A 13,122-nucleotide genomic window follows, 5' to 3' on the forward strand; every position below is an offset into this window, starting at 1 on the left:
TCCGGTAGAGCACAAGGCATACACCTCCGCCGACGTCGGCCGTCCCACGGTCGGCACGATCTCGGGCACGCCGTACCGCAGCATGCCTCCCTTCCCACTGACACCACCAAGCCGAGGGGGGCTGTCGCATGTCCAGGTTCAACTTCCGCGGGGCCAAGGCGAGTCCGAGTTCGCCGGTGGCCACCACCGGGCAGCTCACCCGCAACCACAACGGCGGCGTCGGCCACGTCCGGGACGCCAGGTCCGAGCTGTTCCTGCTCGCGATCGCCAACATGGTCGGCCAGGACACCTTCCACGAGCGCGGCGGCGCGCGCGACGACCGCTACACCGCGCTGGTGCGCGAACTCGCCGTCGCCGAGCCGGAGTGGACCCTCGGACTGCTGCGCTGGCTGCGCCACGGCGCCCAGATGCGCACCGCCGCCCTGGTCGGCGCCGCCGAGTTCACCCGCGCCCGGCTGGACGCCGGCGCCCACGGCCACTCCCGGCAGGCCGTCGCGGCGGTGCTGCGGCGCGCCGACGAGCCCGGCGAGCTGCTCGCCTACTGGACCTCGCGCTACGGCCGGGCGCTGCCCAAGCCGCTCAAGCGCGGCGTCGCGGACGCCGTCCAGCGCCTGTACGACGCCCGTTCGCTGCTGAAGTACGACACCGCGGGCAAGGGCTACCGGTTCGGCGACGTGATCGAGCTGACCCACCCCTCGCCGGCCCCGGACCGGCCCTGGCAGGGCGCGCTGTTCGCGTACGCGCTGGACCGCCGGCACCGGCCGGAGGAGGCCGTCCCGCCGGCCGCGGACCGGATGCTGACCGCCAACCGCGAGCTGCTGGCGCTGCCCGCCGAGGAGCGCCGGGCGGCGGTGACCGCCGAGGGCGGCGCCGAGCGGCTGGCCGCCGCCGGGCTGACCTGGGAGGCGCTGGCGGGCTGGCTGCGGGGGCCGCTGGACGCGGCCGTCTGGGAGGCGGTCATCCCGTCGATGGGCCCGATGGCGCTGGTGCGGAACCTGCGCAACTTCGACCGGGCCGGCGTCTCGGACACCGTCGCGGCCGAGGTCGCCCGGCGGATCTCCGACAGGGGCGAGGTACGGCGCTCGCGCCAGTTCCCGTTCCGCTACCTGGCCGCGTACCGCAACGCGCCCTCGCTGCGCTGGGGGCACGCGCTGGAGACGGCGCTCGGCCACTCGCTGGCCAACGTGCCGGAACTCCCCGGTCGGACGCTGGTCCTGGTGGACCGCTCCGGTTCGATGTTCGACCGCTCCGGCGGGCCGACCGAGCTCAACCGGGCGGACTCGGCGGCGATCTTCGGCACGGCGCTGAAGGTCCGGGCCGCGGAGGCGGACCTGGTCGAGTTCGGCACCACCAGCCGGGTGGTCGAGGTCGGCCGGGGTGAGGTGGTGCTACGGGTGCTGGAACGTTTCTCCAACCTCGGCGGCACCAACACCGCCGACGCCGTCCGCGCCCACTACCGCGGCCACGACCGGGTGGTGATCGTCACCGACGAGCAGACCGGCCCGGGCCACCGGGGCGGCGATCCCCTCGCCGCGGTCCCGGCCCACGTGCCCGTCTACACCTGGAACCTGGCCGGGTACGCCCCGGGCCACGGCCCCGGTGGCGGCGCCCACCGGCACACCTTCGGCGGCCTGAGCGACGCGGCCTTCCGGCTGATCCCCCTCCTGGAGTCCGGGGCGAACGCCCACTGGCCCTGGGAGGGGTAGCGGAGCCCGCGTCGGCCGGGCGAGGAAGGGGGAGGAGCCATCACGGGGGTGTGGCTCCTCCCCCTTCCGTTCCCCTGTTCCGCCGGCGGCCGGCGGGCGGACCGGGCGGCGGGCGGGCCGGCGGGACGGGCGGCGATCGGGCGGATGAGCCCGGTCACAGCCCCGGCCGGCGGGCCCGGACAGCCCCGTAGACTCGGTTGATTGTGACTGCCACCGCCCCGATCCCCCAGCCCTCGCCGTCCGCCCGGCTGTCCGCCGCGCCGGCCGCCTACCCCGCGCCGATGTACCCGCACAAGGCCACCGAGGCCCAGCACCGCGAGCGTCGCATCCGCAGCTTCCAGCCGCGCCGGGGCCGGATGACCAACGCCCAGGCGAGCGCCCTGGACCGGAGCTGGGAGACCTACGGCATCCCCATCGACGGCACCCCGCTGGACCTGCCGGAGCTGTTCGGCGGACTGCCGGTGACGCTGGAGATCGGCTTCGGCATGGGCGAGACCACCGCCGCGATGGCCGCCGCCGACCCGGCCATGGGCATCCTCGCCGCCGACGTGCACACCCCCGGCCACGGCAACCTGCTCGGCCTGCTGGAGCGCGACGGCTCCCGGAACGTCCGGACGGCCGCCGGCGACGCGGTGATCCTGCTGCGCGACATGCTCCCGGACGCCTCGCTGGCCGGTCTGCGGGTCTACTTCGCCGACCCGTGGCCCAAGCCGAAGCACCACAAGCGCCGGCTGGTCCAGCCCGCCTTCCTCGACCTGGTGCTGCCCCGGCTCGCCCCCGGCGCCCTGGTGCACTGCGCCACCGACTGGGAGCCGTACGCGGAGCAGATGCTGGACGTGCTGTCCGCCTCGCCGGAGCTGGAGAACCTGCACCCCGAGGGTGACGGGACCGGCTGGCTGGAGCCCGCGGACCACCCGGACGGCAGCATCCCCGGCTACGCCCCGAGGCCGGACTGGCGCCCGGTCACCAAGTTCGAACGGGCCGGGATCGCCAAGGGCCACGTCGTCCACGACCTGCTGTTCCGCCGCCGCTGACCCACCGGCGGCGTTCGAACCGGCGGCCGCGCGGCGGCCGTACGGGCGTGCCCGGGACGGACGGTTCGTCCCGAGTCCTCCCGACCGGCCGCCGCCGTGGCCTACCCTGTGCCGCATGGGCAGCCCGTCCGGCGGCGGGTTCCGGACGAACGGTCGGACGACGGTCCGGGCCGCCGCCGACGCACCGGAGACGGTCCCGAGCACCGGCGGCACCCGGACCATCCCGGGGCCCCGGAGGCACCGGGCCCGGCGCCCGCTGCCCCGGCCGGGTACCGCCCCCGCCGGGCCGGCCCCGGCCGCAGCCCCCGGCGCCCGCCCCGGCCGCAGCCGCTCGGTGGCGATCTCCCCGGGCACCACGACCGCCGTGCTGACCCTGATCGGCTGCGGGGTGCTGATCCTGCACCTGGTCCAGCGTCAGACCGGCACGGCCGGGCTGCTGGTCGGCCTGGGCTTGGCGGTGGTGCCGCTGCCGTTCGTGCTCGGCGGCCTGGCCTGGCTCAACCTCACCGCCCGGGTGCCGCTGCGGCACACCGTGTTCTGCCTCGGCTGGGGCGCCTGCGCGGCCACCACCGTCGCCATCCTGGCCAACAACTGGACGGCGAGCTACCTGACCCGGCACCGGGGCCCGTTCGGGGAACTGCTCGGCGCCGGGATCGCCACCCCGGTGATCGAGGAGACCGCCAAGGCCACCGCCCTGCTGGTGCTCCTGCTCCCGTTCGGCCGGCGGCTGCGCTGCCACGGCCGCCGCACCGGGCGCCCCTGCGCGCCGCTGCTGCGCCGGTCGCCCGTGCCCCGGAGCCCCCGCCCGTACCCGCGCCGCCCGGTCGGGCCGCCCGCCCGTGGCCGGCCCCGGCTGCGCCCGCACCTGCGACCGCTGCCCTACCTGCGCCCGGCCCCGCCGCCGCACCAGCGCTCCCGGCCGCGCACCCTGGCCGCCGGGGTGGTGCTCGGCGGGACGGCCGCCTGCGGCTTCGCGTTCACCGAGAACGCCCTCTACCTGGGCCGGGCCTTCACCAGCGACCAGCGGCAGCGGCTGGACAGCATCGGCCTCGGCGACCCGCCCAGCCTGCGCGACTTCGACAGCACCGTGCAGACCTTCGTGCTGCGCGCCCTGCTCTCCCCCTTCGCCCACCCGCTGTTCACCGCGCTCACCGGGATCGGCCTGGCCGTCGCCCTCACCACCGGCCGCCGCTGGCTGGCCCGACTGGCGCTGCCGGCCGGCCTGCTGCTGGCGATGGCCCTGCACGGCACCTGGAACGCCGCCGCCGACCTCGGCACGGACGGCTTCCTGGTGGTGTACGCGGCGCTGATGGTGCCCTGCTTCGCCGCGCTGGTCTGCTTCGCGGCCTGGGCGAGATGCCGGTCCGCCCGGCACGCGGCGCCCGGCCGAGCGCGGGTCGCCAGGGTGCCCTGAGGAACCGATTTCCCATCCCGGCGACTTCCACGTATCGTTGTGTTCACCGACGCGGGGTGGAGCAGCTCGGTAGCTCGCTGGGCTCATAACCCAGAGGTCGCAGGTTCAAATCCTGTCCCCGCTACTCAGTAGCGGAAAGGCCCGGAGGACATCGTCCTCCGGGCCTTTCGCATGTCCGGGTACGGGCAGAACACGGTCCTGCCACGAAGCCGTAACGGTGGCCGGTCCCGCGATCACCTGTCAGGGGCCTGAACCATACTGAGGAAAAATTCATCCGATTTGGGGTCCTGTTCGGGCACCCCGGACAGGAAGCACCACATGATGTCGAAGCGACTGCTCAGCACCGCCGCACTCTGCCTCGTCCTGGCGGCCGGTACCGCCGCGTGCGGCAGCACCAAGAGCGACGGGACGGGCGGCGACGCCAAGGCGGGCGCCGCCACGCAGAAGCTCGACACCGACAAGCTCAGCGCCCAGGACATCTCGAAGCAGGCCAAGGACGCCCTGGCCTCCGCGACCTCGCTCAAGATGGCCGGCACCATCGGCACCGACGAGGGCGCCATGGAACTCAACCTGTCGCTGGACAACAAGAGCCAGTGCACCGGCACCATGGCGATGCCGGGCATGGGCAAGTTCGAGATCATCAGCGACGGCAAGACCTCGTACGTCAAGCCGGACGCCACCTTCTGGACCACCATGGGCGGCCCGAACGGCGCCAAGGCCGCCGAGCTGTTCAAGGGCCGTTACCTGACCGGCTTCGAGAACGACCCGTCGATGGGCTCCCTCACCAGCGTCTGCAATCTGGCCGACTTCAGCAAGAAGATCACCGAGGACAAGAGCGGCAGCGACAAGATCGAGAAGGGCTCCGCCGGCACCGTCAACGGCGTGAAGACCTTCAGCCTGAAGGTCACCGACGCCGAGGGCGAGGTCACGACCCTCGACGTCGCCACCGAGGGCAAGCCCTACCCGGTGCGGTTCGTGCACTCCGGCGCCAAGGACGGCAACGGCAAGATCGACTTCAGCGAGTTCGACAAGCCGCTGACCATCCAGGCCCCGTCGGCCGACAACACGATCGACTTCACCAAGTTCCAGGACCAGCTCAAGACCGCCTGAGCGGCGGACGCGGGCACCGCGAGAATAATCCGTTGCCTCCGCCCCGGTGCGCTGCCTAGGCTGGCAGCACACTGAAGGGAGGTGATCCTGAGTTGAGTTACATCAGGATGCGTGAGGTGGCTGCTCGCTAGAGCCGCCCCTGCCTGCGCGGGGTGAGGCTTCAGGCCTCCGGCAGGCGAAATCCACAGCAGTCACCCGGCCCGCGGGCTCACCGGTACATCCCCGGTGCCTCGGCGCCTGGCCAGTGCACGGGCCGGCGTCGCAGGAGCAGCCCGCGGGCCGTCTGCGTTCCCGGGGAGCTTCCGGCACGGTCCGGAGGCTCCCCGTGGCGTTTCCGGGACGGTCCGCGGCGCTAGAGTCTGCGCGGGTTCCGGAGCGGAGCGGCGCGGACACAGGGGGTGGGCGATGGCGAGGGCACGGCGGCCGGGCGGCGGGGTCGCGCTGCGGACGGTGCAGTGGGGTGCCGCCGGCGTGTTGGCCGGGACGGGGCTGCTCGGGCTGGTGCTGTTCGCGCTCGGCCGGGAGCACGCCTGGCAGGCGCTCGGCGGCGGGCTGGTGGTGGTCGGCGCCTCGGTGGTGCTGGGCGGCGGACTGGGCTTCCTGTTCGGGGTGCCCCGGGTCCGCGGTGCTGCCGGCGCCGGTGAGCCGCCCGGCTCGTACGCGCCGAACACCAATCTGGAGCAGGTCTCGGACTGGCTGACCAAGGTGCTGCTGGGCGTCGGGCTGACCCAGCTCGGCTCGCTCGGCGAGCGGCTGCACGACCTCGGTGCGGCGCTGGCGCCCGCGCTCGGCGGGGGCGAGGGGGTGGCGCCGTTCGCGGCGGCGCTGGTGCTGTACTTCCTGGTCTCCGGCTTCCTGGCCGGCTGGCTGGTGACCCGGCTGGCGCTGCCGCAGGCGCTGACCGAGACCGACCAGGCGCTGGACCTCTTCCTCGCCGGGCAGGACCACGACCGGCACGGCGACAAGGTGGGCGCGGACGACCTGCGGGTCCGCGCGATGCAGCAGCTCGGACTGCTGGGCGGCAGCGCGGAGCGCCCGGCCGCCCTGGCCGGGCAGCTGCCGCCCTCCTCCGGATCGCCGGCCGGGCCGGAGGGCGTGGTCGCCGAGGTCCGTTCGACCGCGCGGCGTTCGGCGCTGACCGCCGACCAGGTGCGGGACCTCTTCGCGGACGGCTCCGAGGGCCGGCGGATCCAGGCCCTCGCGCTGATGCAGGGCGATCCGGCGCTGGCGGACCTGCCGAGCGTGCTGGACGCGGTCGAGCACCCGCGCTCGGGCTTCGAGCAGTACCACGCGCTGCTGGCCGCCCGGGGGCTGCTCTCCCGGCTGCCCGCCGCCGAAGCGCAGCGGGTGCGGGACGCGGTGGCGACGCAGCTGGCCGACCCGCGGGGGATCCCGTACGGGTCGGACCGCAGCTGGCTGGCGGAGAAGATCCTGTCCCGGATCCAGGTGCCGGTCCTCGTGCCGGCGCGGACCGGGCCGCCCGCCCCGCAGCCCTTCCCGGCGGTGCCGGCCCAGCCGGGACCGCCGTCGGCCGGCGGGAACTCCTAGACGGTGAAGCGCAGTTCGGGCTGCTCCCAGGGCGTCCTGGGCTGCGGGGGCCGGGTGCCGGTGCGTACGGCGCCGACCCGCAGGTAGAAGCGCTCGGCGGGCGGGTGGGACACGACCTTGACCGAGGCGATCCCGGCCGCCCGCGCGCGGTCGAGCATGTCGGCGATCAACCGCCGCCCGACGCCCAGCCCTTGCGTCTCGTCGGCGACGAACATCAGGTCCAGCTCGGCCGGTTCGCGGATCAGGCCGTAGAAGCCGAGCAGGCGGTCGTCGGCGGCGTCCACGGCCATCCGGACCAGGTGCCGGGCGATGTAGTCGGGGGTCACCCGGTAGCCGTCGATCATCGCGAAGTACGCACCGCGGTAGGCGCCGGAGGCCTGGACGAGCGCGGTGAGCCGGTCGGCGTCGGTCTCGTCGGCGTGCCGGATCGTGGTCTCGGTCATGCGGGCGAGTATAGGGGCACTCAGCCGGAGTGACCATTACATTCCCGGGTGCCGGTCCGCCCGTCGGCGGGGGTCGGCGGGAGGCGCCCGGCGGGAGGGGTCAGCGGCCGAGCAGGCCCAGGGCGGCGGCCCGGTTGACGTTGGTCAGGCCGCGGACCAGCTGGGTGGTGAGGAAGACCAGCAGCAGCCCGACGCCCGAGAGCGCGGCGATCTGCCAGGGCGACTGGATCTCGTACAGGTGCCGGATGCCGTCGCTGTCACGGAAGTCGAACACCCGGTACCCCTTCCAGGAGGTGTAGGTCGGGAAGACCCAGTGGTACAGCGGGTAGAGCGCCAGGGCCCAGCCGAGCACCAGGAACACCAGCGTCGTCGCGAAGCTGAACACCGCCCAGGGGAACATCACCACCTGGTACAGCACGGCCTTCCAGCCGGCCCCGTCCCCCAGCCGCGCGGTGATCGCTCCCCAGCCGCCGGGGCGGACCTGGCGCACCGGCTCCGGGCCGGGGACGTCCAGGGCCAGCATGCCGCGCACCCGGGCCCGCTCCAGCCGGCCGAAGCCGCGGGCGAGGCTGGTCAGGGCGCCCAGCACGGGCAGGCCGAGGACGGTGACGAAGGTGCCGAGGCCGAGGCAGAACATGGTGACCGAGACGGCGAACCCGGCGATCGCCACCGGCAGGCCGCTGAGCGCGTAGCCGACCTCGCGGTAGTAGTACGCCGAGAACGGCGCCCGCCACAGGGCCGGCCGCCGCTCGGTCCGGCGGGCCCCGGCGGGGCGCCGGTCGTCACCGTGACCGCCCAGGACGTCCCACTCCCGGTCCTCCGTGCTGCGGCTGCTGCTCATGATCCCGGCCCCCGGCCCCTCGTGCTGTCGGTCGTTCGTCCCGCTGACGGTGTCCAGTCTGGTGGACGCGGTGGTCGGACGGGATCCGGGGGCCTGGCGGATCCGGGGTGGGGTTAACCCCCCTGCGTCCGGACGGCCGGGCCGGGCCACTCGTCGGCGAGCAGCGAGTAGAGGTACGAGTCGGTCCAGGCGCCGTCCTTGAACCCGTCGTGCCGCAGCCTCCCCTCCCGCCGGAAGCCCAGCCGGGTGAGCACCCGGACGGAGGCCTCGTTGGCCACCGAGACCCGCGCGGCCACCCGGTGCAGGTCCAGGGCCCCGAAGGCGAGGTCGCAGAGCAGGCCGACGGTCTCGCCCGCGTAGCCGCGGCCCCAGGCCCCGCGGGCCAGCACGCATCCGAGCTGGGCGGCGCGGTAGCCGTCGAGGGTGAGCGAGGCCTGCCCGATCGGCGTCGCGTCCGCCGGCTCCCCGGCGTCGGCGAGCCTGGTGACGGCGAGCCGGTAGGTGTCCCGTTCCGCGGCCATCGCCTCCTCCAGGTAGAGCTCGACCTGGTCGGCGCACTCCTCCCGGTCGCTCGGCCCGAAGGGCAGGTGGCGGGTGACCTCCGGGTCGCCGAACAGCGCGTGCAGCGCGTCCACGTCGCGCTCGGTGTGGTGGTACTCGCGGACGGCCAGTCGCGGGCCGGCGAGTCGTACGGGGACCATGGCTGCCGACCCTATCCCCGCCCGGCGGCTACCGTTCGGACTATGAACGACGAAGACCTGCGGCTCGCCCCGCGCACCAAGGCCGCCGACCTGCTCGCCTGGGCGGCCGAGCAGGGCCGCGCGCCGGTGGCCGAGGGGCCGCTGCGCGCGGTGCTGGCGCTGCTGGAGCTGGGCGAGGGCAGGATGCACGACGGCTGGCCCGAACTGACCTCCGACGCGGTGGAGCACCTGCTGTACGAGCGGCTCCACCTGTACGTCCAGCCCGCGCCCGAGGAGGACCCGCTGGCCTACGGGGACGCCGTCCGGCTGCTGATCGACCACCAGCGGGCGGCCCGGCGGCTGAACGCCAAGCGCCAGGAGCGGCTGCACGCGGAGGCCGAGTGGCAGGGCGAGGTCGCGGCCGGGCTGCTGCGCCGCGCCGACCTGGTGACCTGGCCCCGGCTGTACGCGCTGCTGCTGCACGCGCACGGGGTGGACGTCACGGACGGAGCGGCGGTGCGGGACTGGCTGGCCGGCTTCGCGGAGCTGTCGGAGGAGGAGCGGCTGGCCGCGTACGAGGCGCTGGTGCCGGCCGGCTGGCTGGACGAGCCGGACGAGCAGGGCTGGGGCCCGGGCCGGGTGCTGGCGGTCGGCATGGCCACGGACGGCGCGCGGCTGCTGCTGGAGCAGGGCCTGATGCGGCGCAGCTACCGCAACCTGGCCGAGCTGACCTCGCTGGGGCGGCCGATGCCGGACGAACTGGCCGGGGACTTCGGGCGGTTCGAGGAGGCGGCGGCCGACGCGGCGCTCGACCTGTTCGGCGGGTGGACGGTGCCGGGGCTGCCGCGGCTGCTGGTGACGGAGTTCCCGGAGCTGGCGCCGGAGCCGGGCCAGGAGGAGATCGAGGCGTACCTGGCGCAGCTGCCCGCCGAGGAGTGAGCCGGCGCGCGAAGGCCCCGGCCCCGGTGCTGCCGTTCCGGGGCCGGGGCCTTCGCGGGTGCGTCAGAGGGTGAGGCCGCGCTGCTCGAGCCAGGGCTCGGGGTCGACCGGGGCGCCGCCGCCGGGGCGGACCTCCATGTGCAGGTGCGGGCCGGTGACGTTGCCGGTCGCGCCGACCTTGCCGATCTGCTGGCCGGAGACGACCTGGCCGGAGCCCTTGGTGATCGAGGAGAGGTGGCAGTACCAGATCTCGGTGCCGTCGGGCAGGGTCTCGACGATCCGGTAGCCGTACGAGCCGGCCCAGCCGGCCGAGGTGATGGTGCCCTGGCCGAGCGCGTAGACCGGGGTGCCGGTGTCGGCGGCGAAGTCCAGGCCGGTGTGCAGGTGGGCCCAGTAGCGGGCGCTCTGGCCGTAGTGGGCGGAGAGCCGGTACTCCTTCACCGGGAGGGTGAGGGCGGCGGCCTTGGCCCGCTCGGCCTCCTCGGCGGCGCGCTTGGCCTCGGCCTCCTTGGCGGCGGCCTTGGCCTCCGCCTCCTGCGCGGCCTGGAGCCGGGCGGTCTCCTCGGCGGCGGTGCGCTGGCTGTCGGCCTGGTGCTGGATGCGGGCGGCGAGCGCGAGGCCGGGGTCGGCGGAGAGGGCGACCGGGGTCTCGTCCGGGGCCTCGACGGCGGGGGCGGCGGCCGGGGTCGCCGAGGCGAAGCCGGTGGCGCCCAGGGTGGCCGCGACGGCGGTGACGCCGAGCAGCGGGGAGGCTCCACGGGTCTGACGCGGCATCCGGTGGCGGTTGGTCTCGGCCTCCGGGCCGAAGGCCTCGGGGCCGTCCGTGCCGGGGTGGTCGAGAAGCTGGGTGCCGGCTGCGGGGCCGGGGTGTGCCGGGGTGTGCGTCGACGCCACGGAGGCGCGCTCCTTTCCTTCCTTCGCGCCTACCGGGTTAGCTGACGGGTTCGGAGCAGGAAGGTCTCCTACGGCCGGGCCGGGGCCCCGCCGATTCACCCCAGGGAACGTGGTTCCCCGGCTCCCTGACCTGCCCGGGGGCCGGTCGGTGGGATTAGGCGACGGCGCACGGTGCCGTCTGGGTACGGCGTTGACAACCGCGCTGCGTTATCAAACGTTAATCCTAGGAGGCTCTGATTCCAAGCCATCCGTTCCGAGCAGCTTACGTCCAGGTGATCGGACGTCAACGAACGGCCCCTCATGCACGGCCCCATCTGAGTACGCCTACTCATGTGCGGCCCGACCGGGCGGCCGCATCCTGACGCCATGAGCGCACCGATGCAGAGCCGCACCACGGCCGCCTACTACATCCAGGCCGTCCTCTCCTTCGCCGTCTCGGGCACCGCCCTCGCGGCCGGGATCGCCTACCTGCCGGTCGGCGGGTGGACCCGGGCCTTCCTGGGGATCGGCCTCCTCTACACCGTCACCTCCGCGTTCACGCTGGCGAAGGTGATCCGGGACCGCCAGGAGTCCAGCGAGATGGTCACCCGGGTGGAACAGGCCCGGCTGGAGAAGCTGCTCAGCGAGCACGACCCGTTCAAGGTGGAGGGCATCTGACCACCCCCTTCCCCGGCTCGGCCGTCGACCGCTTGACGGCTAAGGCTATTAGCCTTAGCTTTATGGCTATCGGCGGCACCGCCGATGCCCCGCACCGGCGGCCCGAGGAGGACCACCATGAACGGCAGCACCACCCCGAGCACCCAGTACCTGACCGTTCCCGGCGGCCGGATCGCCTTCGACGACACCCGGCAGGGCGGCGGCACCCCCGTCGTCCTGCTGCCGGGCATGCTCGACAGCAGGACGACCTACCGGCACCTGCGCCCGCTGCTCGTCGCCGCCGGCCACCGGGTCGTCACCATGGACCTGCGGGGCTTCGGCGAGTCCTCCATCGCCTGGGACGACTACGGCCCGGCCGCCCTCGCCGGCGACGTCCTCGCCCTGCTCGACCACCTCGGCATCGAGCGCGCCGTCCTCGCCGGGAACTCCTACACCGGGGCGACCGTCGTCAGGGCCGCCGGGGACGCGCCCGAGCGGGTCGCCGGGATCGTCCTGCTCGACGCCTTCGTCGAGAGCCCGCCGCCGGGCCTCCTGATGCGCGGCGTCATGGGCCTGATGAGCGCGGCCCTCGTCCACTGGCCGGCCTTCTGGGGCTTCTACCTGCGCAAGATGGCCTTCCCCGGCGCCAAGCCCGCCGACTTCGACGCGTACGTGGACGGGCTGGTCGCCGCGCTGCGCACCCCGGGCCGGAAGGCCGCCACCCGCGGGTACGTCCACGGCGACTCGGCGCCCGCCGGCTGGACGGCCGCGGTGCGCTGCCCGGCGCTGGTGGTCATGGGCAGCAAGGACCCCGACTTCCCGAAGCCGGAGCTCGTCGCCGACCGGCAGGCCGCCGCCCTGGGCGCGCGGAAGGTGATGATCGAGGGGTCCGGGCACTACCCGATGGCCGACAACCCGGCGGCCACCGCGGACGCCCTGCTGCCGTTCCTCGCCGAGCTCGGCTGAGCCCGCCCGCCCCCGACCCGACGCCACCCGTACGGAGAGCCCGAACCCATGCCCCGTGTAGGACTGACCCCCGGCCAGGTCGTCGACCACGCCCTCGCCCTCATCGACGAGCAGGGCGCCGAGGCCCTCACGCTGGCCTCGGTCGCCGCCCGGGCCGGGGTCGCCACCCCCTCGCTGTACAAGCACGTCAGCGGCGGCCTGGCCGAACTGCGGCGGATGATCGCCGTCCGGGTCACCGGCGACCTGGCCGACCGGCTGGCCGAGGCGGCCGTCGGGCGCAGCGGGGACAACGCCGTCGCCGCCGTCCTGCGCGCCTACCACGCGTACGCCACCGAGCACCCGCACCGCTACCAGGCCCTCCCCCAGGCGCCGCAGCCCGACGACGACCTGACCCGGGCGGCCGCCCGGCTGGTCGGCGTGATCATCGCCGTGCTGCGGGAGTACGGCCTCGACGGCGCCGAGGCGATCCACGCCGCCCGCACCGTCCGCTCCCTCGCCCACGGCTTCGCCTCCCTCTCCACCGCCGGCGCCTTCCAGCTCGCCGAGGACCTCACCACCACCCACGACCGCCTCATCAGCACCCTCACCACCGGCCTGCGCGGCTGGCCCGTCTGAGGCCCGCTCCTCCTGCCAGTCGCCAGGGGACGCGGTACCGCCCCTGCACCGGGCGGCGCCACTTCCGCAACACCCTGCACACAGGCCCCACACATCGCAGGGCGCGATCCGGCCGACCGGCTCGATTCCGAGGGCGGCCTCCGGGGCCGGTCAGGCCGATGGGAGGCCCCGTCAGGCGGTGGGATCGGGGTCGAACGACTGGCGATTGACGCCGAATTGACTCGATATTGACGAGATCCGGTCACTTGGCGAGATCCGTTCACACCTTCGTAGGATCATCACCCTAGAATTCGCCG

13 protein-coding genes, 1 tRNA gene and 1 riboswitch are annotated in these 13,122 nt (G+C 74.4%); of the genes, 10 read left to right on the top strand and 4 right to left on the bottom strand.

The window, feature by feature from the left end:
• Window positions 1-128 precede the first annotated feature (128 nt).
• From ACZ7RU_RS33715 to ACZ7RU_RS33740, 6 genes are all read left to right on the top strand, one after another.
• Complete coding sequence (locus ACZ7RU_RS33715) at window positions 129-1,706, top strand: TROVE domain-containing protein (protein WP_470344794.1); 1,578 nt, start codon at window positions 129-131, stop codon at window positions 1,704-1,706.
• A gap of 203 nt (window positions 1,707-1,909) precedes the next feature.
• Window positions 1,910-2,740 (top strand): tRNA (guanosine(46)-N7)-methyltransferase TrmB, encoded by an 831-nt coding sequence (gene trmB / locus ACZ7RU_RS33720; protein WP_470344795.1) that lies wholly within the window; start codon window positions 1,910-1,912, stop codon window positions 2,738-2,740.
• Between the two features lie 115 nt (window positions 2,741-2,855).
• Complete coding sequence (locus tag ACZ7RU_RS33725) at window positions 2,856-4,154, top strand: PrsW family intramembrane metalloprotease (RefSeq protein ID WP_470344796.1); 1,299 nt, start codon at window positions 2,856-2,858, stop codon at window positions 4,152-4,154.
• A 50-nt stretch (window positions 4,155-4,204) separates the two neighbouring features.
• Window positions 4,205-4,278, top strand: a tRNA-Met gene (locus ACZ7RU_RS33730).
• Between the two features lie 194 nt (window positions 4,279-4,472).
• Entirely contained in the window at window positions 4,473-5,264 is a 792-nt protein-coding gene (locus tag ACZ7RU_RS33735; RefSeq protein WP_470344797.1) for a hypothetical protein, read from the top strand.
• Window positions 5,265-5,669: 405 nt separating this feature from the next.
• Complete coding sequence (locus ACZ7RU_RS33740) at window positions 5,670-6,812, top strand: hypothetical protein (protein ID WP_470344798.1); 1,143 nt, start codon at window positions 5,670-5,672, stop codon at window positions 6,810-6,812.
• Here the strand turns inward: ACZ7RU_RS33740 and ACZ7RU_RS33745 are convergent.
• The 3 genes from ACZ7RU_RS33745 to ACZ7RU_RS33755 all read right to left on the bottom strand — a co-directional run bounded on the left by ACZ7RU_RS33745 (window position 6,809) and on the right by ACZ7RU_RS33755 (window position 8,797).
• Complete coding sequence (locus tag ACZ7RU_RS33745; protein ID WP_470344799.1) at window positions 6,809-7,255, bottom strand: GNAT family N-acetyltransferase; 447 nt, start codon at window positions 7,253-7,255, stop codon at window positions 6,809-6,811. The two genes, ACZ7RU_RS33740 and ACZ7RU_RS33745, sit on opposite strands and share 4 nt — an antisense overlap.
• Window positions 7,256-7,355: 100 nt before the next feature.
• On the bottom strand, window positions 7,356-8,096 hold the full coding sequence (locus ACZ7RU_RS33750) for a sensor domain-containing protein (protein WP_470344800.1): 741 nt from the start codon (window positions 8,094-8,096) through the stop codon (window positions 7,356-7,358).
• Window positions 8,097-8,209: 113 nt separating this feature from the next.
• Window positions 8,210-8,797 carry a GNAT family N-acetyltransferase gene (locus ACZ7RU_RS33755; protein WP_470344801.1) on the bottom strand — a complete coding sequence of 196 codons (588 nt, stop codon included), beginning with the start codon at window positions 8,795-8,797 and terminating at the stop codon, window positions 8,210-8,212.
• A 42-nt stretch (window positions 8,798-8,839) separates the two neighbouring features.
• On the opposite strand from ACZ7RU_RS33755, the gene ACZ7RU_RS33760 reads away from it, so the two are divergent.
• The gene (locus tag ACZ7RU_RS33760; protein ID WP_470344802.1) at window positions 8,840-9,715 is read left to right on the top strand and encodes a hypothetical protein; all 876 of its coding nucleotides are present in this window, start codon (window positions 8,840-8,842) and stop codon (window positions 9,713-9,715) included.
• Window positions 9,716-9,778: 63 nt separating this feature from the next.
• Here ACZ7RU_RS33760 and ACZ7RU_RS33765 read toward each other — a convergent pair whose 3' ends face one another.
• A complete protein-coding gene (locus ACZ7RU_RS33765) occupies window positions 9,779-10,609 on the bottom strand; it encodes a M23 family metallopeptidase (protein ID WP_470344803.1) in 831 nt (276 codons plus the stop codon).
• Window positions 10,610-10,621: 12 nt separating this feature from the next.
• A riboswitch (cyclic di-AMP (ydaO/yuaA leader) is annotated at window positions 10,622-10,780 on the bottom strand.
• Window positions 10,781-10,975: 195 nt separating this feature from the next.
• Here ACZ7RU_RS33765 and ACZ7RU_RS33770 point away from each other — a divergent pair.
• From ACZ7RU_RS33770 to ACZ7RU_RS33780, 3 genes are all read left to right on the top strand, one after another.
• On the top strand, window positions 10,976-11,266 hold the full coding sequence (locus tag ACZ7RU_RS33770; protein ID WP_470344804.1) for a YiaA/YiaB family inner membrane protein: 291 nt from the start codon (window positions 10,976-10,978) through the stop codon (window positions 11,264-11,266).
• A 117-nt stretch (window positions 11,267-11,383) separates the two neighbouring features.
• Window positions 11,384-12,211 (top strand): alpha/beta fold hydrolase, encoded by an 828-nt coding sequence (locus ACZ7RU_RS33775; RefSeq protein ID WP_470344805.1) that lies wholly within the window; start codon window positions 11,384-11,386, stop codon window positions 12,209-12,211.
• Between the two features lie 48 nt (window positions 12,212-12,259).
• On the top strand, window positions 12,260-12,826 hold the full coding sequence (locus ACZ7RU_RS33780; RefSeq protein ID WP_470344806.1) for a TetR/AcrR family transcriptional regulator: 567 nt from the start codon (window positions 12,260-12,262) through the stop codon (window positions 12,824-12,826).
• Window positions 12,827-13,122: the final 296 nt, after the last annotated feature.

The organism is Kitasatospora sp. NPDC114501, from assembly GCF_055633695.1.

Coding starts and splice junctions, on each gene's coding strand:
- ACZ7RU_RS33740 (WP_470344798.1), top strand. CDS start 5,670: ATGGCGAGGGCACGGCGGCCGGGCGGCGGGGTCGCGCTGCGGACGGTG.
- ACZ7RU_RS33760 (WP_470344802.1), top strand. CDS start 8,840: ATGAACGACGAAGACCTGCGGCTCGCCCCGCGCACCAAGGCCGCCGAC.
- ACZ7RU_RS33745 (WP_470344799.1), bottom strand. CDS start 7,255: ATGACCGAGACCACGATCCGGCACGCCGACGAGACCGACGCCGACCGG.
- ACZ7RU_RS33715 (WP_470344794.1), top strand. CDS start 129: ATGTCCAGGTTCAACTTCCGCGGGGCCAAGGCGAGTCCGAGTTCGCCG.
- ACZ7RU_RS33770 (WP_470344804.1), top strand. CDS start 10,976: ATGAGCGCACCGATGCAGAGCCGCACCACGGCCGCCTACTACATCCAG.
- ACZ7RU_RS33750 (WP_470344800.1), bottom strand. CDS start 8,096: ATGAGCAGCAGCCGCAGCACGGAGGACCGGGAGTGGGACGTCCTGGGC.
- ACZ7RU_RS33780 (WP_470344806.1), top strand. CDS start 12,260: ATGCCCCGTGTAGGACTGACCCCCGGCCAGGTCGTCGACCACGCCCTC.
- ACZ7RU_RS33735 (WP_470344797.1), top strand. CDS start 4,473: ATGATGTCGAAGCGACTGCTCAGCACCGCCGCACTCTGCCTCGTCCTG.
- ACZ7RU_RS33725 (WP_470344796.1), top strand. CDS start 2,856: ATGGGCAGCCCGTCCGGCGGCGGGTTCCGGACGAACGGTCGGACGACG.
- ACZ7RU_RS33755 (WP_470344801.1), bottom strand. CDS start 8,797: ATGGTCCCCGTACGACTCGCCGGCCCGCGACTGGCCGTCCGCGAGTAC.
- ACZ7RU_RS33775 (WP_470344805.1), top strand. CDS start 11,384: ATGAACGGCAGCACCACCCCGAGCACCCAGTACCTGACCGTTCCCGGC.